The following is a 24,496-nucleotide window of genomic DNA, read 5'->3' on the forward strand; positions in this document are numbered from 1 at the left end:
CTGGGGAGGCCGCGGATGACGCCGGGGCGCAGGAGCAGCACCTTCACGCGACTGCTGCGGCACGGCTTCACCGATGCCTCGGCGGCCGAGCGCCTGCTGGACAGCCCCGAGCTGGTGGCCGTACGCGACGACCCGGTCCTCCTTGAGGCACTCGGTGCCACCGCCGACCCGGATCTCGCCCTGCACGGGCTGGTACGGCTGCTGGAGGCCCAGCCCGGACCCACCGCCCACCGCGAACTGCTCGACACCCTGATAGCGGCCAAGCCGCTGAGGGACCGCCTGCTGGGCGTCCTCGGCGCCTCCGCGGCCCTCGCCGACCACCTGGCCCGGCACCCGCGGGACTGGGAGGCCCTGGTCACCTACGAGCCCCGGGACCTGCACCCCGGCGTGGCGGAGTTCGAGCGCGGGCTGGCCGAGGCAGGCGACCCGGTCGGCCTCAGGGTCGCCTACCGGCGCTGCCTGCTGTCCATCGCCGCCCGGGACGTGTGCGGCACGACCGACGTCGCCGAGACCGCCGCCGAGCTCGCCGACCTCGCCACCGCCACCCTGCGCGCCGCCCTCGCCCTCGCCGAGCGCGCCGCGCCCGAGGACGCCGCCGCCTGCCGGCTCGCGGTGATCGCCATGGGCAAGTGCGGCGGCCACGAGCTGAACTACGTCTCCGACGTCGACGTCATCTTCGTCGGCGAGGCCGCCACCGGCGCCGACGAGGCCAAGGCCCTGCGCTCCGCCACCAAGCTCGCCTCGCACATGATGCGGATCTGCTCCGAGACCACGGTGGAGGGCTCGATCTGGCCGGTCGACGCCAACCTCCGGCCCGAGGGCCGCAACGGTCCGCTCGTCCGCACGCTGAGCAGCCATCTCGCCTACTACCAGCGCTGGGCCAAGACCTGGGAGTTCCAGGCCCTGCTCAAGGCCCGCCCGGTCGCCGGCGACCGCGAACTGGGGCAGGAGTACATCGACGCCCTCGAACCGCTGGTCTGGAAGGCCGCCGAGCGCGAGAACTTCGTCACCGACGTGCAGCAGATGCGCCGCCGGGTGGTGGAGAACATCCCCGTCGCCGAGGTCGACCGCGAGCTGAAGCTCGGTCCCGGCGGCCTGCGCGACGTCGAATTCGCCGTCCAGCTGCTCCAGTTGGTGCACGGCCGGGCCGACGCCACCGTCCGCTCCGGCACCACCCTCGTCGCCCTCCAGGCCCTCGCCGCCGGCGGCTACGTGGGCCGCGCCGACGCCACGCAGCTCGACGACGCCTACCGCTTCCTGCGCTCCATGGAGCACCGCATCCAGCTCTACCGGCTGCGCCGCACCCACCTGGTCCCCGAGGACCAGGCCGACCTGCGCCGCCTCGGCCGTTCCCTGGGGCTGCGCACCGACCCGGTGGCCGAGCTGATCCGCGAGTGGAAGCGGCACACGAGCGTCGTACGACGCCTGCACGAGAAGCTCTTCTACCGCCCGCTGCTCGACGCGGTCGCCCAACTCGGCCCCAGCGAGGCCAGGTTGAGTCCGAAGGCGGCCCGGGAACGCCTGGAGGCGCTCGGCTACGCGGACCCGGCGGCCGCCCTGCGTCACCTGGAGGCCCTCGCCTCGGGCGTGACCCGCAAGGCCGCGATCCAGCGCACCCTGCTGCCCGTCCTGCTGGGCTGGTTCGCCGACTCCGCCGACCCGGACGCGGGCCTGCTGAACTTCCGCAAGGTCTCCGACGCCCTCGGCAAGACCCCTTGGTACCTACGGCTGTTGCGGGACGAGGGCGCCGCCGCCGAGAACCTCGCCCGGGTGCTGTCGGCCGGCCGGCTCGCCCCCGACCTGCTGATGCGCGCCCCCGAGGCGGTCGCCCTGCTCGGCGACGGCGACAGTGCCCGCGAGGGCGGCCGCTCCGGCGGCCTCGAACCCCGCGAACGCGCCCAGCTGGAAAGGGAGATACTCGCCGCAGTGGGCCGCGCGTACAACGCCGAGGACGGCGTCCGGGCCGCGCGTGGCGTGCGCCGCCGTGAGCTGTTCCGTACGGCCGCGGCCGACATCGTCGACTCCTACGGCACCGAGACCAATCCCGCCGAGGCCGACCAGGGCGCCCTGGTGGACCGGGTCGGCGGCGCGGTCTCCGACCTCACGGCGGCGACCCTGGCCGGGACGCTGCGGGCGGTGGTCCGCGACGGCTGGGGCGACACCCTGCCGACCCGGTTCACGATCATCGGCATGGGCCGGTTCGGCGGCCACGAGCTGGGCTACGGCTCCGACGCGGACGTGGTGTTCGTGCACGAGCCGCGGGACGGCGTGGCCGAGCGGGAGGCCGCCGACGCGGCGAACAAGGTCGTCTCCGAGATGCGGCGGCTGCTCCAGATCCCCAGCGCCGACCCGCCGTTGCTGATCGACGCCGACCTGCGGCCCGAGGGCAAGTCCGGGCCGCTGGTGCGCACGCTCAAGGCCTACGAGGCGTACTACCGCCGGTGGTCGCTGGTGTGGGAGTCACAGGCCCTGCTGCGGGCCGAACCGGTCGCCGGGGACGAGGAGCTGGGGCGCCGGTTCATCGAGCTGATCGATCCGCTGCGGTATCCGGCGGAGGGGCTCGGCGAGGACGCGGTCCGCGAGATCCGGCGGCTGAAGGCCCGTATGGAGTCCGAGCGGCTGCCGCGCGGGGCCGACCCCAAGCTGCACACCAAGCTCGGGCCGGGCGGGCTGTCCGACGTCGAGTGGACCGTGCAGTTGCTGCAGCTGCGGCACGGCTGGGCCGAGCCGGGGCTGCGGACCACCCGGACCCGGGAGGCGCTGGCCGCGGCGTGCGCGGCGGGGCTGCTGGGGGCCGAGGAGGCCTCGATACTGGACGAGGCATGGGTACTGGCCACCCGGGTGCGGAACGCGGTGATGCTGGTGCGGGGGCGGGCCGGCGACACGTTTCCCCCGGAGAGCCGGGAGCTGGCCGCGGTGGGCCGGTACCTGGGGTACGGGGACGGGCACGCGGGGGACATGCTGGACGCCTACCGGCGGACCGCGCGGCGGGCCCGGGTGGTTGTGGAGGAGCTTTTCTACGGGGCTTGAGGGCTTGTGCCAGGGGGAGTCCGGCCGTGTTTCGGGTGCGGCGCCGTCGGGGCCGGTCGCGCCCCGCGGCGGAGCCGCTGATGTGCACGGCCCCGCGCCCCTTCGGGACGCTCGGGCCGGCGGCGTGTCAGGGCCACCCCGGTCAACACGACCGCCATGCCCGTCACCACCCGCCGGCCGATGTGTTCGTCCAGGATCAGGGCGCCCAGGGCCACCGACACCACCGGTAGCAGGTAGCCGACCGTCGCCGCGCTGGTCGCGCCCTCGTCGGCGATCAGGCGGTAGTTGAGGTAGAAGGTGACGCCCGTCGCCAGGGCGCCGAGGGCGGTGACCGCCAGCACGCCGGTCAGGTCCGTGTCCACCGGGCCCGCCCACGGCAGCCCCAGCGTGCTCCACGCCGTCGCCGTCAGGAGCTGCGCGGCCGAGACCGCCAACGGGGCGCCCCTGCCGGTGAGATGGCGGGCCATGTACGCGAACGCCGCCGCGTAGCTCGCCGCCGCCCCGAGCAGCGCGAGCGCGCCCCAGCTCAGCAGGCCCGAGCGGTGCCAGGGGGCGAAGATCAGGACCGTACCGGCGAAGCCCAGCAGAAGGCCGGTCAGGCGGGTGCGGGACAGGCCGCGGTCGGTGCCGACGGTGAGGCCGATGAGCAGGGACCACAGCGGGGTCGTGGCGTTCAGGACGCCCGCGATGCCCGAGTCGACCGACCGCTCGCCCACCGCGAAGAGGGCGAAGGGGATGGCGTTGCAGAACAGGGCGGCCACCGCCAGGTGGCCCCAGAGGGCGCGGGAGCGGGGGATGCGCTGGCCGGCTCCGCGGGCCAGCAGGGCCAGGACGGCGGTGCCCAGGGCGCAGCGGACGATCGTGATCTGGGCGGGGGACAGGCCGTGGTTCAGGGCGAGTTTGATCCAGAGGAATCCGGAACCCCAGAGCAGGGCCAGGGCGGCCGTCCGGACGGTCGAGGCGAGTGGCATGGCTCTACCGTGGCCGCCCCGACCCTTGAGGACAAGTGAAAGGTTATGCACGTACCGTTAAGCTGTACTGCATGCTTGATGTGCGACGGATGCAGGTGCTCCGGGCCGTGGTGGCCGACGGATCGGTGACCGGCGCGGCGGCCACCCTCGGCTACACGCCCTCCGCGGTGAGCCAGCAGATCGCCGCGCTGGAGAAGGAGGCCGGGGCCGCGCTCCTGGAGCGGGTCGGACGCGGGGTACGGCCCACCGCCGCCGGGCTGCTGCTCACCGAGTACGCCGACACGGTGGCCCGGCAGGTCGCCGAGGCCGAGACCGCCCTGGCCGACCTGCTCGAGGGGCGCACCGGGCGGCTGTCGGTGCGGTACTTCGCCACGGCGGGGGCGGCCCTGGTCGCCCCGGCGGTCGCCCGGCTGCGCGCGGACCACCCCGGCGTGCGGATCGAACTGCGGCTCTCCCGCGACGCGGAGGAGCCGCTGGCCGACGTGAAGGAGGGCCGGGCGGATCTGGCGCTCCTGGTGCGGGCCGAGGGACGGCGGGAGACCGGCGTACGGCTGGTGCGGCTGCTCGACGACCCCTATCTCGCCGTGCTGCCGCGCGGGCACCGGCTCGCCGGGCGGCGCTGCGTACGGCTGGCCGAGCTGGCCGAGGAGGCGTTCGTCGGCAGCGAGTGGCCCGGCCCCTGTCTGGACGCACAGCTCGACGCCTGCCGGGCCGCCGGGTTCCGGCCCCGGTTCGTCGTGGAGAGCGAGGACTACGTCACCGCGCAGGGATTCGTCGCCGCCGGGCTCGGGGTGAGCCTGGTGCCCCGGCTGGGGCTCGGCAGCCGGCATCCGGGGGTGGTCGTACGGGAGGTGCGCGACCCCGTGCCGGTGCGCGCGATCCACGCGGCGGTACGGGAGACCGCACCGGCGGAGCCCGCACGGGAGGCGTTCCTCGACGCGCTGCGGGCGGCGGCCGCCGGGTGACGGCATGGCCCGCGCGTGGTTCATGAGCCCTGCGTGCCGGCGGCGACCGACCGCGCGGTCACCGTGGGAACCGGCGTGCCCGACACCGCCGGGCGGCCCCGGCCGAGTGGGTCCCGGCCGCCGCAGGGCTACGTTCGTCTCGGCAGCGCGTAGGGCAGCGTGCCGTACCACAGGCGGGCCAGGGCCAGGCCGAACGCCAGGCACAGCATGCCGCCCACCGCGTCCAGCCAGAAGTGGTTGGCCGTGGCGACGATGACCAGCAACGTCGCCGTCGGGTAGACGAGGCCCAGGACGCGGACCCAGGGCACCGACGCCAGGGCGAAGACCGTCAGGCCGCACCACAGGGACCAGCCGATGTGCATGGACGGCATCGCGGCGTACTGGTTGGACATGTGCTTGAGGTCGCCGGAGGCCATCGAACCCCAGGTGTGGTGGACCGACACCGTGTCGATGAAGCCGCCGCCGTTCATCAGCCGCGGCGGGGCGAGCGGGAACAGGTAGTAGCCGAGGAGGGCCACGCCCGTCGTGGCGAAGAGGGCGAGGCGGGCCGCCGCGTAGCGGCCGGGATGGCTGCGGTAGAGCCACACCAGCACGCCCAGCGTCACCACGAAGTGCAGTGTCGCGTAGTAGTAGTTCATCCCGACGATCAGCCAAGCCGCCGAGTTCACGGCGTGGTTGACCGACTCCTCGACGGCGATCCCCAGATGGTGCTCGGCCCGCCAGATCCAGTCCGCGTTGCGCAGCGCCTGCGCCTTCTGCTCCGGGACCGCGTTGCGGATGAGCGAGTAGGTCCAGTAACTCACCGCGATCAGCAGGATCTCGAACCAGAGCCGGGGCCGGCGCGGAGTGCGAAGCCGCCGCAGGAATCCCTGTTCTCCCTCGCCCGTGACGGTCCGCGGAAGGGTCTGTTGTGCGCGACCTTCCGGCTCTGTCACGGTCGAGTCACTCATAGGCACAGAGTCTGCCAGAAAAGAAGTCTCCGACAGATCATCCCAAGGTCGGGTTCACGGTGCATGTTCTACGGCGGGGCGACTACTTCCCAGGTACCGCCGCCGTAGAACCGCGTACCACCAACTCCGGCATGAAAACGAACTCGCTGTGCGGAGCCGGTGTCCCGCCGATCTCCTCCAGCAGGGTGCGCACCGCGGCCTGCCCCATCGCGGGGACCGGCTTGCGGATCGTGGTGAGCGGCGGGTCGGTGAACGCGATCAGCGGGGAGTCGTCGAAACCGACCACCGAGATGTCCTTGGGGACGTCCAGCCCCCGCTGCCGGGCCGCCCGTATCGCGCCGAGGGCCATCATGTCGCTGGCGCAGACGATCGCCGTGCAGTCGCGGTCGATGAGCGCCGTGGTCGCCGCCTGACCGCCCTCCAGGGTGTAGAGGGAGTGCTGGACCAGCTCGGTCTCGATCACCTCGGCCGCCAGCCCCAACTGGTCCTGCATGGCCCGCACGAAGCCCTCGATCTTGCGCTGCACGGGGACGAAGCGCTTCGGGCCGAGGGCGAGTCCGATCCTGGTGTGCCCGAGCGACACCAGATGCGTGACCGCCAGGGTCATCGCCGCCCGGTCGTCGGGGGAGATGAACGGCGCCTGCACCTTGGGCGAGAAGCCGTCCACGAGGACGTACGGCACGTCCTGCGCCCGTAGCCGCTCGTAGCGCTGCATGTCGGCCGTCGTGTCCGCGTGCAGGCCGGAGACGTAGATGATGCCCGCGACCCCGCGGTCCACCAGCATCTCGGTCAGCTCGTCCTCCGTGGAACCGCCGGGGGTCTGGGTGGCGAGCACGGGGGTGTAACCCTGCCGGGTCAGGGCCTGGCCGATGACCTGGGCCAGCGCCGGGAATATCGGGTTCTCCAGCTCGGGGGTGATCAGCCCCACCAGCCCCTCGCTGCGCTGCCGCAGCCGTACCGGACGCTCGTAGCCGAGCACGTCCAGCGCGGCGAGCACGGACTGACGGGTGGTGGCGGCGACGCCCGGCTTGCCGTTGAGGACCCGGCTGACGGTCGCCTCGCTCACCCCCGCCTGCGCTGCGATGTCGGCAAGCCGTGTGGTCACGGCACTGGACTGTACCGGCCGTATGTCCCCTTGCACACCGATCGGGCGCCTGATGCGGCCTGGGGGGCGGCCCGGTGCGGGCTGCTGCGTCATCGCACTCCCTCGTGAAACGTGATGGCAAGAGCTTGCAGAGTCTTGCACAAGTGGCCGTGGTAGCGCTCTACCGCCGTAAACAAGCAGCAAGCAAGCGTCTCACGGCGGTCGCCGACAGGTCACGCCCGGATAACTTCGGAGATCTCTTGCACTTTTTTGCTGCAAGGTCTTTCGTCGCGCTTACATCGCTGTTACGTTCCCTGACGCCCGGCCGCCGCAACGGCGCTGTCGGCACGACGGCGAGGACGGCGGACGGGGCCGCCTCGCATCACTCGGGCTTTTCACCCTCAAGGAGAACTCATGCGGCGTGGCATAGCGGCCTCCGCGCTGGTGGCGTCCCTCGCCCTCACGGCGACGGCGTGCGGCGGGAGCGACAGCGACAGCAAGTCGGACGGCCCGGTCACCATCACCTGGTGGGACACCTCCAACGCCACCAATGAGGCACCGACGTACAAGGCCTTGGTCAAGGAGTTCGAAGCCGCGAACAAGGGCATCAAGGTCAACTACGTCGACGTCCAGTTCGACCAGGCGCAGAACAAGTTCGACACGGCGGCCCAGTCCGGCAAGGGCGCCCCCGACGTGCTGCGCTCCGAGGTCGGCTGGACCCCCGCCTTCGCCAAGGCCGGCTACTTCCTGCCGCTGGACGGCACCAGCGCGCTCGCGGACAAGGACAAGTTCCAGCCCAGCCTGATGACGCAGGCCCAGTACGAGGGCAAGACCTACGGTGTCCCGCTGGTCACGGACACCCTCGCGCTCGTCTACAACAAGGCCCTGCTGAAGAAGGCCGGCATCGCCGAGGCCCCCAAGACCTGGGACGAGGTGAAGACCGACGCCGCCAAGATCCAGGCCAAGGCCAAGGTCACCGGCTACTGGGGCCCCGAGGCCGCGTACTACACGCAGCCCTTCCTCTACGGCGAGGGCACCGACATGGTCGACGCCTCCGCCAAGAAGATCACCCTCACCTCGGCGGCGGCCAAGAAGGGCTACCAGACCTGGCTGGACCTCTACTCCGGCAAGGGCCTGCAGAAGGCGGACACCACCGCCGACGCCTACGCCCACCGCCAGGACGCCTTCGTCAACGGCAAGGTCGCCATGACCATCGAGGGCCCCTGGGAGATCACCAACTTCTACAAGGGCTCCGCGTTCAGCGACAAGTCCAACCTCGGCATCACCACCGTCCCGGCCGGCTCCACCGGCAAGGCGGGCGCCCCGACCGGCGGCCACAACCTCTCCATCTACGCCGGCATCGACAAGGCCCACCAGGAAGCCGCCGAGAAGTTCGTCGCCTTCCTGACCTCGGCGAAGTCCCAGACGGAGATCGCCCTGAAGAACTCCACCCTGCCGACCCGCTCCGACGCCTACACCGCCGAGGTCAAGGCCGACCCGGGCATCGCCGGCTACCAGGCTGTCCTCTCCTCCGCGCAGCCGCGCCCGGCGCTCGCCGAGTACTCCTCCCTGTGGGGTCCGGTCGGCACCGAGCTGACCAAGATCGCCGGTGGTAAGGAGTCCCTCGACAAGGGCCTGGGCAACGCCGAACTCGGGATCGAGAAGCTCGTCCCCGACTTCAGCAAGTAAGCCCCGAGTGGCCGTCGGATCCCCCTGAGACATGGGGGGAGGGATCCGGCGGCCACCGGCCTGTGCCCAGCCCCCTCCCGGAAAACCCAGAAGGTGTCGAACCATGACAGTCGCCATCGACCGCGCGACCGGCAAGCGCCACGGCGACCGCGCGCCCCGCCCCGGGCTGGGCCAGCGGATCCGCAGCAACTACCAGAAGTACTGGTACGCCTACGCGATGATCGCCCCCGTGGCCGTCGTGCTCGGGGCGCTCGTCATCTACCCGCTGGTGTACGGCTTCTACCTGACGCTGACGGACGCCAACAGCCTGAACACCGCCCGCACCATCGGCGTCAACCACATCGACGCCACCTACAAGTTCATCGGCCTGGACAACTACAAGGACATCCTGTTCGGCCCGACGTCCTACGACCGCTTCTGGTCGCACTTCGTCTGGACGATCGTCTGGACCGCGCTCTGCGTCACCCTGCACTACACCATCGGTCTGGGCCTCGCCCTGCTGCTCAACGAGAAGTTCCGCGGCCGTACCTTCTACCGCATGGTCCTGGTGCTGCCCTGGGCGGTGCCGACCTTCGTCACCGTGTTCGGCTGGCGGTTCATGCTCGCCGACGGCGGCATCATCAACGCGACGCTCCACTTCCTCCATCTGCCGCAACCCGACTGGCTGGAGGACACCTTCTGGCAGCGGGCCGCCGCCATCCTGGTCAACACCTGGTGCGGTGTGCCGTTCATGATGCTCTCGCTGCTCGGCGGCCTGCAGGCCATCGACGGCACGCTCTACGAGGCCGCCGAGATGGACGGCGCGAGCGCCTGGCAGCGCTTCCGGTACGTCACCCTGCCGGGGCTGCGGTCCGTCAGCTCCACGGTCGTCCTGCTCGGCATCATCTGGACGTTCAACCAGTTCGCCGTCATCTTCCTGCTCTTCGGCAACACCGCCCCCGACGCGCAGATCCTGGTCACCTGGGCCTACTACCTCGGCTTCGGACAGCAGCCGCGTGACTTCGCCCAGTCCGCCGCCTACGGCATGCTGCTGCTGGCCGTCCTGATCGTCTTCACCTCCTTCTACCGCCGCTGGCTCAACCGCAACGACCAGCAGCTCGCGATCTGAGGCAGGAGTTTCCATGAGTACGACCACTGTCGAGACCTCCGCCCAGGTCGCCGAGGAGGCCCCTGTGACCAGCAGTCCCCGTGTCCGCCGCCGGGGCGAGCGCGGCCCCCTCGGTACCGCCGTCACCCACGGCCTGCTGGGTGTCGCGAGCCTGATCGCGTTCTTCCCGGTCGGCTGGCTGATCTTCCTGTCCCTCGGCCCGGACAAGGACGACTACCTCCATCCGAGCGGCATCTGGCACAAGATGACGCTGGACAACTACTCCTTCGTCCTCCAGCACACCGGCTTCTGGGACTGGTTCAAGACGACGATGATCGTCGTCGGCGGTACGACGGTCATCGGACTGATCCTCGCCTCCACCACCGGCTACGCGGTCTCGCGCATGCGCTTCCCCGGCTACCGGAAGTTCATGTGGCTGCTGCTGCTCACCCAGATGTTCCCGATCGCCGTCCTGATCGTGCCGATGTACCAGATCCTGTCGCGGCTCGGCCTCATCGACAGCTACCTCGGCCTGATCCTGGTCTACTGCACCACCGTCGTCCCCTACACGGCCTGGCTGCTCAAGGGCTACTTCGACACGATCCCCTTCGAGATCGACGAGGCCGGCCGGGTCGACGGGCTCTCGCCGTTCGGCACCTTCGCCCGGCTGATCCTGCCGCTCGCCAAGCCGGGTCTCGCGGTCGCCGCGTTCTACAACTTCCTGACCGCCTTCGGTGAGGTGGCGTTCGCGTCCACGTTCATGCTCAGCGACGACAAGTACACGTTCGCGGTGGGGCTGCAGAGCTTCATCAGCGAGCACGACGCGCAGCGCAACCTGATGACCGCGACGGCCGTGCTGATCGCGATACCCGTGGCCGTGTTCTTCTACCTCGTGCAGAAGAACCTGGTGACCGGGCTCACCGCGGGTGGCACGAAGGGCTGACGCCGGTCGCCGAGAAAAGCCGCTTCGGCCGTCGTTCGGGTGCGGCGACGCAGTGGCTGGTCGCGCAGTTCCCCGCGCCCCTTCGGGCGCTGTCCTTCGGGGCGCTGTCCTTCGGGGCGCGGGGTGGCGGCCGCGGTGTTCATCCGACCCCGCTTTCACCGCGGCCGCCCCACCACCCACCTACCTCTGACCGATGACTCCGTTACGCATCAAGGAAGCCATGAGCCAGCAGCAATCCGCCGCACCGGCCACCGCCACGACCACCGTCGCCCGTCGCCGCGACTGGTGGCGGGACGCGGTGATCTACCAGGTCTATCCGCGCAGCTTCGCCGACAGCAACGGCGACGGCATGGGGGACCTGGAGGGCGTACGGTCCAGACTCCCGTATCTGCGCGACCTCGGCGTCGACGCCGTGTGGCTCAGCCCGTTCTACGCCTCCCCGCAGGCCGACGCCGGCTACGACGTCGCCGACTACCGGGCCGTGGACCCGATGTTCGGCAACCTGCTCGACGCGGACGCGCTGATCCGGGACGCCCATGAGCTGAGCCTCAGGATCATCGTCGACCTGGTTCCGAACCACTCCTCCGACCAGCACGAGTGGTTCAAGCGGGCGCTGGCGGAGGGCCCCGGCTCGCCGCTGCGGGAGCGGTATCACTTCCGTCCGGGCAAGGGCGCGAACGGCGAACTCCCGCCCAACGACTGGGAGTCCATCTTCGGCGGCCCGGCCTGGACGAGGGTCGCGGACGGGGAGTGGTACCTGCATCTCTTCGCCCCGGAGCAGCCCGACTTCAACTGGGAACACCCGGCCGTCGGCGACGAGTTCCGCTCCATCCTGCGCTTCTGGCTGGACATGGGCGTGGACGGCTTCCGCATCGACGTGGCGCACGGCCTGGTGAAGGCGCCGGGCCTCCCGGACCTCGGCGGCGCCGACCAGCTGAAGCTGCTGGGCAACGATGTCATGCCGTTCTTCGACCAGGACGGTGTGCACGAGATCTACCGGCAGTGGCGGCACGTCCTCGACGAGTACGCCGGCGAGCGCATCTTCGTGGCCGAGGCCTGGACCCCGACCGTCGAACGCACCGCCCACTACGTCCGCCCGGACGAGCTGCACCAGGCCTTCAACTTCCAGTACCTGAGCACCGACTGGGACGCGAAGGAACTGCGCACCGTCATCGACCGCACCCTGGAGGCGATGCGCCCGGTCGGCGCCCCCGCCACCTGGGTCCTCTCCAACCACGACGTCACCCGGCACGCCACCCGGTTCGCCAACCCGCCCGGCCTCGGCACCCAGATCCGCACGGCCGGAGACCGGGAGCTGGGCCTGCGCAGGGCCCGCGCGGCGACGCTGCTGATGCTGGCGCTGCCCGGATCGGCGTACATCTACCAGGGCGAGGAGCTGGGGCTGCCCGACGTCGTCGATCTGCCCGACGAGGTCCGGCAGGACCCCGCGTACTTCCGCGGCGCGGGACAGGACGGTTTCCGGGACGGCTGCCGGGTGCCGATCCCCTGGACGCGGGAGGGCTCGTCGTACGGCTTCGGCGGCGGGGGCAGCTGGCTTCCGCAGCCCGCGAACTGGGGCGAGCTGAGCATCGAGGCGCAGACCGGGGTGGCCGGTTCCACCCTGGAGCTGTACCGCGCCGCGCTGCACGTCCGTCGTACACAACCCGATCTGGGCGCGGGCGAGTCGGTGGAGTGGCTGCGCGCTCCCGAGGGCGTACTCGCCTTCCGGCGCGGGGAGTTCGTGTGCGTGGCGAACACCGGCGGGGAGTCGGTGACCACTCCGGCGTACGGCCGGGTGCTCCTCACCAGCGGTGAGGTGACCGAGGCGGACGGCGAGGCGAAGCTGCCGGCCGACACCACCGTGTGGTGGACGACCGCCTGACGGGCCGTCATCCGGTAATTTCTTGCTGCAACTTCTGAGGGCCCGCTACCCATCCGGGGAGCGGGCCCTTAACATCTGCGCAACCGCAAGGTTTCAGCAACCTTTCAGCAAGAGCCTTCCATGGCGCCTTCAATGTCGAAGGAACCCCCACATGGCACCCAAGACCCTCTCCGCCGCGCTGGCCCTCGCCGCCTGCGGCATTGTCATGACCCCGTCCGTCGCGGCCGCCTCCCCTCCCGGCACCAAGGACGTCACCGCCGTCCTCTTCGAGTGGAAGTACGCCTCGGTCGCCAAGGAGTGCACCGCCACCCTCGGCCCCGCCGGCTACGGATACGTCCAGGTCTCCCCGCCCGCCGAGCACATACAGGGCTCGCAGTGGTGGACGTCGTACCAGCCGGTGTCGTACAAGATCGCGGGCCGGCTCGGCGACCGCACGGCCTTCCAGAACATGGTGAACACCTGCCACACGGCCGGTGTGAAGGTGGTCGTCGACACCGTCATCAACCACATGTCGGCGGGCAGTGGCACCGGCACCGGCGGCTCGTCGTACACGAAGTACGACTACCCCGGCCTGTACTCCTCCTACGACTTCGACGACTGCACCTCCCCCGTCTCGAACTACGCCGACCGCTGGAACGTCCAGCACTGCGAACTCGTCGGCCTCGCCGACCTGGACACCGGCGAGGAGTACGTCCGCAAGACCATCGCCGGCTACCTGAACGACCTGCTGAGCCTCGGCGTCGACGGCTTCCGGATCGACGCGGCCAAGCACATCCCGGCCGAGGACCTGGCCAACATCAAGACCCGGCTCACCAACCCGTCGGTCTACTGGAAGCAGGAGGTCATCTACGGCGCCGGAGAGGCCGTCCAGCCGACCGAGTACACCGGCAACGGGGACGTCCAGGAGTTCCGCTACGCCTACGACCTCAAGCGCGTCTTCAACAACGAGAACCTCGCCTACCTGAAGAACTACGGCGAGGGCTGGGGGTACATGAGCAGCTCGGTCGCCGGGGTCTTCGTCGACAACCACGACACCGAGCGCAACGGGTCGACCCTGAACTACAAGGACGGCGCCGAGTACACCCTCGCCAACGTCTTCATGCTCGCCTACCCCTACGGCGCCCCGGACATCAACTCCGGGTACGAGTGGACCGACGCCGACGCGGGCCCGCCCAACGGCGGCACCGTCAACGCCTGCTGGCAGGACGGCTGGAAGTGCCAGCACGCCTGGCCGGAGATCATCCGCATGGTCGCCTTCCGCAACGCGGTACGCGGCGAGTCGGTGACCAACTGGTGGGACGACGGCGCCGACGCGATCGCCTTCGGGCGGGGCGCCAAGGGCTACGTCGCGATCAACCACGAGACGGGCTCGCTGACCCGCACGTACCAGACCTCGCTGCCGGCCGGGACGTACTGCAACGTGCAGGCGAACACCTCGGTGACGGTGAACACGAGCGGCCAGTTCACCGCCACCCTGGCCGCCGACACCGCCCTGGCGATCTACGCCGGGAAGCCGACCTGCTGATCGATCCACTGATCGATCCACTGATCGATCCACTGATCCGTCCGCTGGGTCCCGATCACCGACAGCGGACCGGATCACCGCCGTGAACCTCAGGGGCGTCCGGCTCGCCATGCGTGGGCGGCGGGGCGCCGGCCTGGCCGCCGGCGCCCCGCCGCCCACGCGGTGTGCGTGATCAGGGAGTGACGTTGATGTGCCTGGCCAGCGCGGTGACCGAGAGGTCGCCGTGGTCGACCCACTGCGGGAAGGCCAGCGTCTTGTGCTGGGTGGCCGCGGGCGGGGTGATCTCCAGGTAGGAGGCGTGCGTCGCGCCCGAGGTGCCGGTGTTGGCGTGCGTCCAGGCGACGACGGCCTCGGCGCTCTGGCCGTCCTTGAGGACCAGGGTCTTCTTGCCGGGATCCTTGGCGTACCAGGTGTTGCCCCAGTGCGTGTGGGTCGTGAGCGCGTGGTGCGCGGAGTTCTCCAGCCCCAGTCCGGGGTAGCCGCGCAGGGCGCAGGTCCTGCCGCTGAGGTTGCGCAGCCTGACGACGACGCCCTGGTGGTTCATCCCGCCGGCGAGCTGCTGGCCGAAGGTGGCCTTGAGCGCGGCGGCGGAGCAGGTCGGCGCCGACTTCGCGGCGCTCGGGCTCGCCGCCTCGGCGGTGCCCGCCCAGGCGAGCCCCAGGCCGGCGACGGCGGCCACGGCGAGCACCGTGCGGCCGGCCCTGCGGTGGGTGCGGTGCCCGGCAGTGCCGGTCCGGTCGATGGTGTTCCGGTGATCGTTCACGGTGACGGTGCTCCACTCGTGCTCCGCGGCGCGGTCGGCGGCGGTATCCGTACCCGCTCTCCGCGCCGTCCTCTGGTGACCTACACAAGGTTCGATGCGGGACGCAGCCGATTTGTTCACCGGAACCCAGAGAAATCTCCCACCCGCCGGCGCCGCGGGGTGCGCGCCCCGCCGGAACCCCGCCCGCCGGCGACGAGCGGGGTTCCCCTGCGTCCGCTATTTCCAGGTGTCGCTCGTCGTGTAGCCGGAGGAGGTGCCCGTCGTGTACGAGCGGTTCGTGCCCGACTCCCACGTCACGTTCCCGGAGCTGTCCTTCTTCACGTACTTGTAGGTGAAGGACGTGCTCTTCGGGACGATCACCAGCTTGCTCCAGGTCGGGTAGGACTCCGACGACAGCGGGATCGCGTCGCCCGTGTTCCAGGAGCCGAGGGACGCGATCGAGCCGACGACGTAGACGTCGGTGCCCCAGTCGGTCGTCGCGTACTCGTCGAAGGTGACGTCGGTGGCCGAGTCGCTCGCCACGTTCCAGGCGTTGTCCAGCGAGATCGCCGAAGTCGTCGTGGCCGCCGCTCTGTTGGCGTTCGACTCCCAGGTGACGTTCCCGGAGCTGTCCTTCTTCAGGTACTTGTAGGTGAAGGACGTGTCGATCGGTACGTTCACCGCGCCCGACCAGATCGGGTAACCGGAGGACGACAGCCGGACCGCCTTCGAGGTGTCCCAGCCGCCCAGGGCGTCGATCGAGCCGACGACGTAGACGTCGGTGCCCGAGGTGGTGGAAGCGTACTCGTCGAAGGTGGCCGTCACCGTGGAGGTGGAGCCACCGCCGCCGGAGTCGTCGCAGCCGACCGTGCAGGTGTAGTCGGCGTCGTAGAAGGCGACCGCGTCCTTCGCGGGGATGGTGATCGACGCGTTGCCACCGGAGACGGTGACCTTGGTGGCGCCGCCGTCGACGACGTCGGAGTAGGTGCCGTCGGCCATACCGGTCGCGAAGGTGTAGGTGGCCGCACTGGAACCGTTGTTGACGGCGAAGAAGCCGGCGCCGCTGCGGCCGAAGCCGATGACGGAGGACGACTTGGTCGACCAGTTGGAGACGGCCGCACCGCCGGCCGCGTTGTGCCAGGCCACCATGCCGACGACGGCCGTGTCCCGGTCGAGGCAGTTCCAGCCCCCGGAGCAGTCGGTGTCCGTGACGAACCCGGCCGAGTTCGGCGGCGCCTGGTCGCTCTGGGTCCACTGCCAGCTGGAGTAGATGGTCGGCGTCGACCACTTGTAGGCGAGTTCGAAGAGGTTGGCGAGCTTGTAGCTGTCGCCGTCCTTGTAGCTCATGTGCAGGCCGTTGCGCTCGGTGTCGTGGTTGGTCACGAAGGACACCGAGTTCGCGGCCGGCAGGATGCCGCTGCTCTCCAGTGAGGACAGGTCGCTGACGTTGCCCTGGAACGCCGACTTCATCCTGCTCGCGTAGGTGAAGTCGAGGACGTCACCGGAGCCGTAGTAGTCGCCGGGCTGCGGGGTCGAGCCCGGGTAGACCTCGTCGAAGACGTACGGCGCCGCACCGGACGTCGTGGTGTTCAGCCTGGCGACGACGGCCGCCAGGTCGGTGGCCGGGATGTGCTTGGCCGAGTCCACCCGGAAGCCGTCGACGCCCAGCGCGATCTGCTTGTTGAGGAAGGCGGCGAGACCCGAACGGACGTCGTCCGCACCGGTCTTCAGGTCCGGGAGACCGAGCAGTTCGCAGTTCTGGACCTGGGTGAGGTTGGAGTAGTCCTGGATGGTCAGGTCGGAGGTGGGGCAGTCGGCGGAGGTGTGGTAGTCGCTCGGGTCCCAGTCGAGGGTGTCGTACTTGCTGGTGAGCGTGGTGCCGTCGTAGCCGGTGCCGGTCTGTGCGGCGGTGTGGTTGATCACCGCGTCCGTGTAGACCTTCACGCCCGCCGCGTGACAGGCGCCGACCATCGACGAGAACTGGGTCGCCGTACCGAAACGGCTGTTCAGGGTGTACGAGTACGGCTGGTAGACGTCCCACCAGTAGTAACTGGACTGCTTGAGGGACTCGGAGGGCGGGGCGACCTGGACCGCGCCGTAGCCGGCCGGGCCGAGGACGTCGGTGCATTCGGACGCGATCGAGTTCCAGTTCCACTCCCACAGGTTGGCGATCACATCGCCCTTGGCGGTGGTGTCCGCCTGCGCGGGCGAGACCGGGAGGGCGATCACGCCGGCCAGTGCGAGGGCGCCCGCGGTCAGGGCGCCCGCCGTGCGGCGGAGGACACCCGGGGGCCGGTGTCTGGTGGTCATGTGCGGCTCCGAAAGGGTTCGGGGGTGCAGAGGGTTCAGAGGGCTCCGAAGGAAGGAGTCGGGGTTCAACAACCCGTGAGCGTGCGGCAGTTGAGAAGGGCACGTCAATACGATGGTTGAAAGTTCTTTCTGTGAATTGCAAGCCTCTTGCTGTAAGCCTTTCGGCGGCGGTACGGTCGCGCGGGGTCGGACCCAACAGAGCCGCCATCGCTAGGAGTTCACACCGGTGATACATGTCAGACGGGTCGCGGCCGTCGCCGTCGCCGCCCTCGCCGCCGCGCTGGTGCAGCCCGTCGCCGCACACGCCGCCGCGCCGCCCGCACCGCCCTCCGACGCGAAGCTCGCCGCCGAGCCCGCTCGGCACGACGACACCCGCGAGCAGTTCTACTTCGTCATGCCGGACCGCTTCGCCAACGGCGACACCGGCAACGACAAGGGCGGCCTCACCGGCTCCCGCCTCTCCACCGGCTACGACCCCACCGACAAGGGCTTCTACCAGGGCGGTGACCTCAAGGGCCTGACCAAGCGGCTCGACTACATCAAGGGGCTCGGCACCACCGCCCTGTGGATGGCCCCGATCTTCAAGAACAGGCCGGTGCAGGGCACGGGCGGCAACGCCTCGGCCGGCTACCACGGTTACTGGATCACCGACTTCACCCAGGTCGACCCGCACTTCGGGACCAACAAGGACCTGGAGACCCTGATCTCCAAGGCGCACGCCAAGGGGATGAAGGTCTTCTTCGACGTCATCACCAACCACACCGCCGACGTCGTCGACTACGAGCAGAAGTCCTACGACTACCTCTCCAAGGGCGCCTTCCCCTACCTGACCAAGGACGGGCAGCCCTTCGACGACGCCGACTACGCGGCCGGGAAGAAGAGGTTCCCGGCCGTCTCCGCCGCCTCCTTCCCGCGCACGCCCACCGTGACCAGCCGGTCGAAGGTGCCGTCCTGGCTCAACGACCCGACGATGTACCACAACCGGGGCGACTCCACGTTCGCCGGCGAGTCCGCCACCTACGGCGACTTCTCCGGCCTCGACGACCTGTGGACCGAGCGTCCCGAGGTCGTCAGCGGGATGGAGAAGATCTACGAACGGTGGGTGCGGGACTACGACGTCGACGGCTTCCGGATCGACACCGTGAAGAACGTCAACATGGAGTTCTGGACCCAGTGGGCGACCGCGCTCGACAAGTACGCGGCCCGGCACGGCCGTAAGAACTTCTTCATGTTCGGCGAGACCTACTCCGCCGACACCTCGGTCACCTCCCCGTACGTCACCCAGGGGCGGTTGGACGCGACCCTCGACTTCCCCTTCCAGGACGCGGCCCGCGCCTACGCCTCCCAGGGCGGCAGCGCGCAGAAGCTCGCGTCGGTCTTCGGCGACGACTACAAGTACACGACCGACAAGGCCAACGCCTACGAGCAGGTCACCTTCCTCGGCAACCACGACATGGGCCGGATCGGGTACTTCCTGGAGCAGGACAACCCGAAGGCCACCGACGCCCAGCTGCTGGCCAAGGACCGGCTCGCCAACGAGCTGATGTTCCTCAGCCGGGGCAACCCGGTCGTCTACTACGGCGACGAGCAGGGCTTCACCGGCTCGGGCGGTGACAAGGACGCCCGGCAGACGATGTTCGCGTCGAAGGTCGCCGACTATCTCGACGACGACGAGATCGGCACCGCGCGCACGCATGCGAGCGACGCCTATGACACCAGCGCGCCGCTCTACCGGCAGATCAGTGCTCTCTCCAGGCTGCGCGCGGCCAACCCGGCCCTCGCCGACGGCGTGCAGACCGAGCGCTACGCGGCCGACGGCGCCGGCGTCTACGCGTTCACCCGGACGGACGCGAAGACCGGCCAGGAGTACGTGGTCGCCTTCAACAACGCCGATGCGCCGAAGACCGCGGCCTTCACCACCGCCTCCGCCGACATGCGCTACCGCGCGCTCTACGGCACGCACGGCACGCTGACCTCCGACGGCGCGGACCGGCTGACCGTCACCGTCCCGGCCGGATCCGCCCTCGTCTACCAGGCCACCGGCCCCCTCGACAAGCCCGCCACCAGCCCGGAGATCACCCTCGCCGCCCCGGCCGCCGGTGCCACCGGCACCGTCGACCTCACCGCGGACGTCACCGGCGGTCAGCTGGACCGGGTCGTCTTCGCCGCCCAGGTCGGCAACGGCAGGTGGACCACCCTCGGCTCCGCCGACCACGCCCCCTACAAGGTCACCCAGACCCTCGCCGAGGACGTCCCGGCCGGCACCGCCCTGCGCTACAAGGCGGTCGTCGTCGACTCGGCGGGCCACCGCGCCGTCGCCACGGCCGGGAGCACCTCCGGCACCCCGCCCGCCCCCGAGACCCCCACCGCCTCCTCCCGCGACTACGCGATCGTCCACTACAAGCGCACCGACGGCGACTACGCCGACTGGGGCCTGTACGCCTGGGGCGACCTCGCCGACGGTGAGGCGACCACCTGGCCCGCCGGTCACCCGTTCGTCGGCCGTGACGCGTACGGCGCCTTCGCCTACGTCAAGCTGAAGTCCGGTGCCTCGAACGTCGGCTTCCTCGTCGTCGACAAGGACGGCAACAAGGACGTCTCCGCCGACCGCTCCATCGACGTCACCAAGACCGGCGAGGTCTGGATCGAGCAGGGGAAGGCGGACGTACTGACGAAGCGACCCGAGTACCCCGCCCAGGACACCACGAAGGCGGTCATCCACTACCACCGCGCCGACGGGAACTACGACGGCTGGGGCCTGCACGTCTGGACGGGCGCCGCGAACCCCACCGACTGGTCGAGTCCCCTGAAGCCGGTGAAGACCGACGCCTACGGCGCGGTCTTCGAGGTACCGCTCGCCGAGGGTGCCACCAGCCTCAGCTACATCATCCACAACGGTGACGAGAAGGACCTCTCCGCCGACCAGTCCCTGGACCTCACCTCCAGCGGCCACGAGGTGTGGCTGCTGAACGGCCAGGAGAAGTACCTGCTCCCGCAGCCCGCCGGCAGTGCGGCCGCCCTCGACCTGACCACCTCCAAGGCGATCTGGATCGACCGGGACACCGTCGCCTGGGACGGCGTCGACGGTGCCGCCTCCACTCAGCTCCTCTACTCCCACGACGGTTCGATCGCCGTCGCGGGCGGGGCGCTGACGAGCGACGACGAGCGGTGGCTGCGGCTCACGAAGACCACCCTCACCGACGCCCAGAAGGCCAGGTTCCCGTACCTGAAGGACTACACGGCCTGGTCGGTCGACCCGCGCGACCGCGACCGGGTGCGCGGGGCCCTCGACGGGCAGCTCGTCGCCTCCCAGCGGGCCGCGAACGGGGCGGTGCTGGCCGCGACCGGCGTACAGATCGCCGGGGTGCTCGACGACGTGTACGCCAAGGCCACGACGGCGGGTCTCGGTCCGGTCTTCCACGGCGGGAAGCCGACCCTCTCCGTCTGGGCGCCGACCGCGCAGAGCGTGCGCCTGGAGATCGACGGCTCCACCGTGGCCATGAAGCGGAGTTCCGCCACCGGCGTCTGGTCCGTCACCGGACCCGGGTCCTGGCGGAACAAGGCCTACCGGTACGTCGTGAAGGTCTGGGCGCCCAGCGTCCGGAAACTGGTGACCAACAAGGTCACCGACCCCTATTCGGTCGCCCTCACCGCGAACTCCGAGCGCAGTCTCGTCGTCGACCTCCACGACAGGTCCCTCACCCCGGGCGGCTGGTCGACCTACACCAAGCCCAAGGCCGTGCCGCTGAAGGACGCCCAGATCCAGGAGCTGCACATCCGGGACTACTCGGTGGCGGACTCCACGGTCCCGGCCGCCGACCGGGGCACGTACCTGGCCTTCACCGACAAGGGCAGCGACGGCTCGAAGCACCTGCGCGCACTCGCGAAGTCCGGGACGTCGTACGTCCATCTGCTGCCGGCCTTCGACTTCGCCACCGTGCCCGAGAAGAAGGCCGACCAGGCGAGCCCCGGCTGCGACCTCGCCTCCTACCCGGCCGACTCCGACCGGCAACAGGAGTGCGTCGCCGCGACCGCCGCCAAGGACGCCTACAACTGGGGGTACGACCCCTACCACTTCACGGTCCCCGAGGGGTCGTACGCCACCGACCCGGACGGCACCGCCCGCACGGTCCAGTTCCGGCAGATGGTCAAGTCGCTGAACGAGGACGGCCTGCGGGTCGTCATGGACGTCGTCTACAACCACACGGCGGCGGCCGGGCAGGCGGACACGTCCGTCCTCGACAGGATCGTGCCCGGCTACTACCAGCGGCTGCTCGCCGACGGCTCGGTCGCCAACAGCACCTGCTGCGCCAACACCGCGCCCGAGAACGCCATGATGGGCAAGCTGGTGGTCGACTCGATCGTCACCTGGGCCAAGGAGTACAAGGTCGACGGCTTCCGCTTCGACCTGATGGGCCACCACCCGAAGGCCAACATCCTGGCGGTCAGGAAGGCCCTGGACGCGCTGACCCCGAAGAAGGACGGCGTCGACGGCAAGAAGATCATCCTCTACGGCGAGGGCTGGAACTTCGGCGAGGTCGCCGACGACGCCCGGTTCGTGCAGGCCACCCAGGCCAACATGGCCGGCACCGGCATCGCCACCTTCTCCGACCGCGCCCGGGACGCCGTACGCGGCGGCAGCCCCTTCGACGAGGACCCCGGCGTCCAGGGTTTCGCGTCCGGGCTCTACACCGACCCCAACGCCTCCACGGCCAACGGCACTCCGGCCGAGCAGAAGGCCCGGCTGCTGCACTACCAGGACCTGATCAAGGTCGGCCTGAGCGGCAACCTCGCCAGGTACCGGTTCACCGACACCGACGGCAAGGAGGTCACCGGCGCCGAGATCGACTACAACGGCTCGCCCGCCGGCTACGCGGACGCGCCCGGCGACGCCCTCGCCTATGTCGACGCGCACGACAACGAGTCCCTGTTCGACGCGCTGACGTACAAGCTGCCGGCCACCACCAGCGCCGCCGACCGGGCCCGGATGCAGGTCCTGGCGATGGCCACGGCAGCCCTGTCGCAGGGCCCGTCGCTCTCCCAGGCGGGTACGGATCTCCTCCGCTCCAAGTCCCTGGACCGCAACTCCTTCGACAGCGGCGACTGGTTCAACGCCATCCACTGGAACTGCGCCGAAGGCAACGGCTTCGGGCGCGGGCTGCCCATGGCCGCCGACAACGCGTCCAAGTGGCCGTACGCCAAGCCGCTGCTGAGTTCGGTGCGGGTCGGCTGCGCGGAGATCGACGGGGCCTCGGCCGCCTACCGCGATCTGCTGAGAATCCGTACGACCGACAGCGTGTTCTCGCTGGACACTGCTGGACAGGTGCAGTCGAAGCTCTCGTTCCCGTTGTCCGGGAAGGACGAGACGCCTGGCGTGATCACCATGGAACTCGGTGACCTCGTCGTCGTGTTCAACGCGACGCCGCAGCGGCAGGAGCAGCGGGTGAGCGCGCTGGCCGGGACCGGTTACCGGCTGCACCCGGTGCAGGCGGCGGGCGCCGATTCCGTCGTCAAGTCCGCATCGTACGAGCGGGAAGCGGGTACGTTCATCGTTCCGGGACGCACTGTGGCGGTGTTCTCCCGGACCACATGACATCCGCACTACTTTGGTGGGGCAGGCCCGGAACCGGGTGCTGCCCCACCGGCGTTGTCCAGGGGCTGGTAAATGGACGTGAACGGCAATCTCAGCGACACCACCGTGCTGATCGTGGACGACGAGGCCGCGAGCCGGTACGCGATGGGCACCGTGCTGCGCCGGGCCGGTCACGAGGTCGTCGCGGTCGGCCGCGGCCAGGAGGCGCTCAGCGAACTCGACGTACGGCTGCGCAAGGGCCGGCTGCCCGACGTGGCCCTCATCGACGTGCACCTGCCGGACATGAGCGGCTTCGAGCTGTGCCGCCGGCTCAAGGAGCGGCCGCACATGGCCGGCCTGCCCGTGGTGCACTTCTCGGCGCTCTCCGCCGTCCCGGCGGACCGCTGCGCGGGTCTGGAGATGGGCGCCGAGGCGTATCTGACGGTGCCCGCCGAACCGGAGGACATCGAGGCCGCGGTCCGGGCCGCGGTCCGCGCCGCCCGGCTGCGCGCCGACGACCAGGCGATGGTGCGACGGCTCAGGCAGCTGTCGGAGACGATCGTCACCATCCAGTCGGCGCGGACGCTGCACGAACTGACCGATGCCACGGCGGACGGCGCCGCACGGCTGCTCGGCTGCCCCGCCGCCGTCTTCGTCCTCGACCGGGACGGCGAGCTGTACCGCGGCCTGAGCCGCGAGCGCACCTCCCTCGCCCTGCCCGACGAGGGCGCCCACCGGGACGTCGCCGGGCTGCTGCGGCGGCTCACCCGTGGGCAGTCCGGGGTCCAGATCACCACCGTGCCGGCGCCGCTGTGGCCCACCGGGTTCTTCCGGCCCGGGGTGCAGCACGACGCCCGGCTGACGCTGGTCCTCACCCAGGACGGCAAGGTGCCGGTCTGCCTGGCCACCCCCACCCGCGGCCGGCACCGGGTCAGCCCCGAGAACGAGGCGCTGCTGGCCCAACTGGCGCAGGCCACCGCGCTGGCCGCCGAGCCGCTGCTCATGTACCAGGTGGAGCGGCATGTCGCGCTCACCCTCCAGCACAGCTTCCTGCCCCGCCCGCACCAGCTGCCCGAGCTGCCGGGCGTCGACATAGCGGTGCGGTACGAGCCCGCCTCCCAGGAGACGGAGATCGGCGGCGACTTCTACGCGGCGCTGCGGGTCGGCGACGGAGTGCTCACCGCGGTGGGGGACGTCGTCGGGCACTCGCTGGACGCGGCCACCGTCATGGTCGAACTGCGGCACGCGCTGCGCGCCTACTGCCTCGCGGAGAGCGACCCGGCCGCGCTCGCCGAACGCCTCGACCGGCTGCTCCAGCACTACCACGCCGAGGTCACCGCCACCGTCTGCCTGGCCCTGATCGATCCGCGGACCGGGCGCACCCGCATCGCCAACGCCGGTCACATCCCGCCGCTGATACTGGGTGACGACGGCAGCGCCGAGTACGTCAAGGCCTCCGGTCCGCTGCTCGGCGTGGGCCTGCCGCACCCGCCGCCCACCGAACTGGTCCTCGAACCCACCGACCGGCTCCTCATGGTCACCGACGGCCTGATCGAGACCCGGGGCACCGACCTCACGGTCTCGATGGAACAACTCCGTGCCGCCGCCGTCGGCGCCCTGCCCGGCCTGGAGGCCCTCTGCGACACCCTCCTGGCCTGTTTCGGCCGGGACCGCGAGGACGACGTCGCCCTGCTGGCACTGAGCCTGGCGAACTAGGCTGAACCCCAGTTCCAGCCGACCAGGAGG

The 24,496-nt window shown here is 70.4% G+C and carries 14 protein-coding genes; 9 read left to right on the forward strand and 5 right to left on the reverse strand.

What is annotated here, in order from left to right:
- Positions 1-15 precede the first annotated feature (15 nt).
- The gene (locus ACWDGI_RS17070; RefSeq protein ID WP_450759744.1) at positions 16-3,030 is read left to right on the forward strand and encodes a bifunctional [glutamine synthetase] adenylyltransferase/[glutamine synthetase]-adenylyl-L-tyrosine phosphorylase; all 3,015 of its coding nucleotides are present in this window, start codon (positions 16-18) and stop codon (positions 3,028-3,030) included.
- Here ACWDGI_RS17070 and ACWDGI_RS17075 read toward each other — a convergent pair.
- The gene (locus tag ACWDGI_RS17075) at positions 3,018-4,001 is read right to left on the reverse strand and encodes a DMT family transporter (RefSeq protein WP_450759746.1); all 984 of its coding nucleotides are present in this window, start codon (positions 3,999-4,001) and stop codon (positions 3,018-3,020) included. The two genes, ACWDGI_RS17070 and ACWDGI_RS17075, sit on opposite strands and share 13 nt — an antisense overlap.
- 71 nt (positions 4,002-4,072) lie before the next feature.
- Here ACWDGI_RS17075 and ACWDGI_RS17080 point away from each other — a divergent pair, with 71 nt between their 5' ends.
- Positions 4,073-4,966 carry a LysR substrate-binding domain-containing protein gene (locus tag ACWDGI_RS17080; protein WP_450759748.1) on the forward strand — a complete coding sequence of 298 codons (894 nt, stop codon included), beginning with the start codon at positions 4,073-4,075 and terminating at the stop codon, positions 4,964-4,966.
- Positions 4,967-5,094: 128 nt separating this feature from the next.
- On the opposite strand, the gene ACWDGI_RS17085 is transcribed toward ACWDGI_RS17080, so the two are convergent.
- Both ACWDGI_RS17085 and ACWDGI_RS17090 read right to left on the reverse strand, forming a co-directional pair.
- Positions 5,095-5,916, reverse strand: a complete 822-nt coding sequence (locus ACWDGI_RS17085; RefSeq protein ID WP_450759750.1) for a phosphatase PAP2 family protein — start codon at positions 5,914-5,916, stop codon at positions 5,095-5,097.
- A gap of 82 nt (positions 5,917-5,998) precedes the next feature.
- Positions 5,999-7,021: a LacI family DNA-binding transcriptional regulator gene (locus tag ACWDGI_RS17090; RefSeq protein ID WP_450759752.1), complete on the reverse strand. Its 1,023-nt coding sequence runs from the start codon at positions 7,019-7,021 to the stop codon at positions 5,999-6,001.
- Positions 7,022-7,414: 393 nt separating this feature from the next.
- Here ACWDGI_RS17090 and ACWDGI_RS17095 point away from each other — a divergent pair, with 393 nt between their 5' ends.
- The 5 genes from ACWDGI_RS17095 (at position 7,415) to ACWDGI_RS17115 (ending at position 14,126) form a co-directional block, all read left to right on the forward strand.
- Positions 7,415-8,689 carry an extracellular solute-binding protein gene (locus ACWDGI_RS17095; RefSeq protein WP_450759753.1) on the forward strand — a complete coding sequence of 425 codons (1,275 nt, stop codon included), beginning with the start codon at positions 7,415-7,417 and terminating at the stop codon, positions 8,687-8,689.
- 103 nt (positions 8,690-8,792) lie between these two features.
- Positions 8,793-9,797, forward strand: coding sequence for a carbohydrate ABC transporter permease (locus tag ACWDGI_RS17100; protein WP_450759754.1), 1,005 nt, complete (start codon positions 8,793-8,795; stop codon positions 9,795-9,797).
- A gap of 13 nt (positions 9,798-9,810) precedes the next feature.
- A complete protein-coding gene (locus tag ACWDGI_RS17105) occupies positions 9,811-10,719 on the forward strand; it encodes a sugar ABC transporter permease (RefSeq protein ID WP_450759756.1) in 909 nt (302 codons plus the stop codon).
- A 220-nt stretch (positions 10,720-10,939) separates the two neighbouring features.
- On the forward strand, positions 10,940-12,601 hold the full coding sequence (locus tag ACWDGI_RS17110) for a glycoside hydrolase family 13 protein (RefSeq protein ID WP_450759758.1): 1,662 nt from the start codon (positions 10,940-10,942) through the stop codon (positions 12,599-12,601).
- A 151-nt stretch (positions 12,602-12,752) separates the two neighbouring features.
- On the forward strand, positions 12,753-14,126 hold the full coding sequence (locus ACWDGI_RS17115) for an alpha-amylase (RefSeq protein WP_450759759.1): 1,374 nt from the start codon (positions 12,753-12,755) through the stop codon (positions 14,124-14,126).
- A gap of 172 nt (positions 14,127-14,298) precedes the next feature.
- Here ACWDGI_RS17115 and ACWDGI_RS17120 read toward each other — a convergent pair whose 3' ends face one another.
- Positions 14,299-14,889 (reverse strand): DUF4232 domain-containing protein, encoded by a 591-nt coding sequence (locus ACWDGI_RS17120; RefSeq protein ID WP_450759761.1) that lies wholly within the window; start codon positions 14,887-14,889, stop codon positions 14,299-14,301.
- 216 nt (positions 14,890-15,105) lie between these two features.
- Positions 15,106-17,178 (reverse strand): carbohydrate-binding module family 20 domain-containing protein, encoded by a 2,073-nt coding sequence (locus ACWDGI_RS17125; RefSeq protein WP_450759763.1) that lies wholly within the window; start codon positions 17,176-17,178, stop codon positions 15,106-15,108.
- Positions 17,179-17,404: 226 nt separating this feature from the next.
- Between ACWDGI_RS17125 and pulA the strand changes: the two genes are divergently transcribed.
- Both pulA and ACWDGI_RS17135 read left to right on the forward strand, forming a co-directional pair.
- Positions 17,405-22,771 (forward strand): pullulanase-type alpha-1,6-glucosidase, encoded by a 5,367-nt coding sequence (gene pulA, locus ACWDGI_RS17130; RefSeq protein WP_450759764.1) that lies wholly within the window; start codon positions 17,405-17,407, stop codon positions 22,769-22,771.
- Positions 22,772-22,843: 72 nt separating this feature from the next.
- The gene (locus ACWDGI_RS17135) at positions 22,844-24,466 is read left to right on the forward strand and encodes a SpoIIE family protein phosphatase (RefSeq protein WP_450759766.1); all 1,623 of its coding nucleotides are present in this window, start codon (positions 22,844-22,846) and stop codon (positions 24,464-24,466) included.
- Positions 24,467-24,496: the final 30 nt, after the last annotated feature.

The organism is Streptomyces sp. NPDC001220 (genome assembly GCF_053597895.1).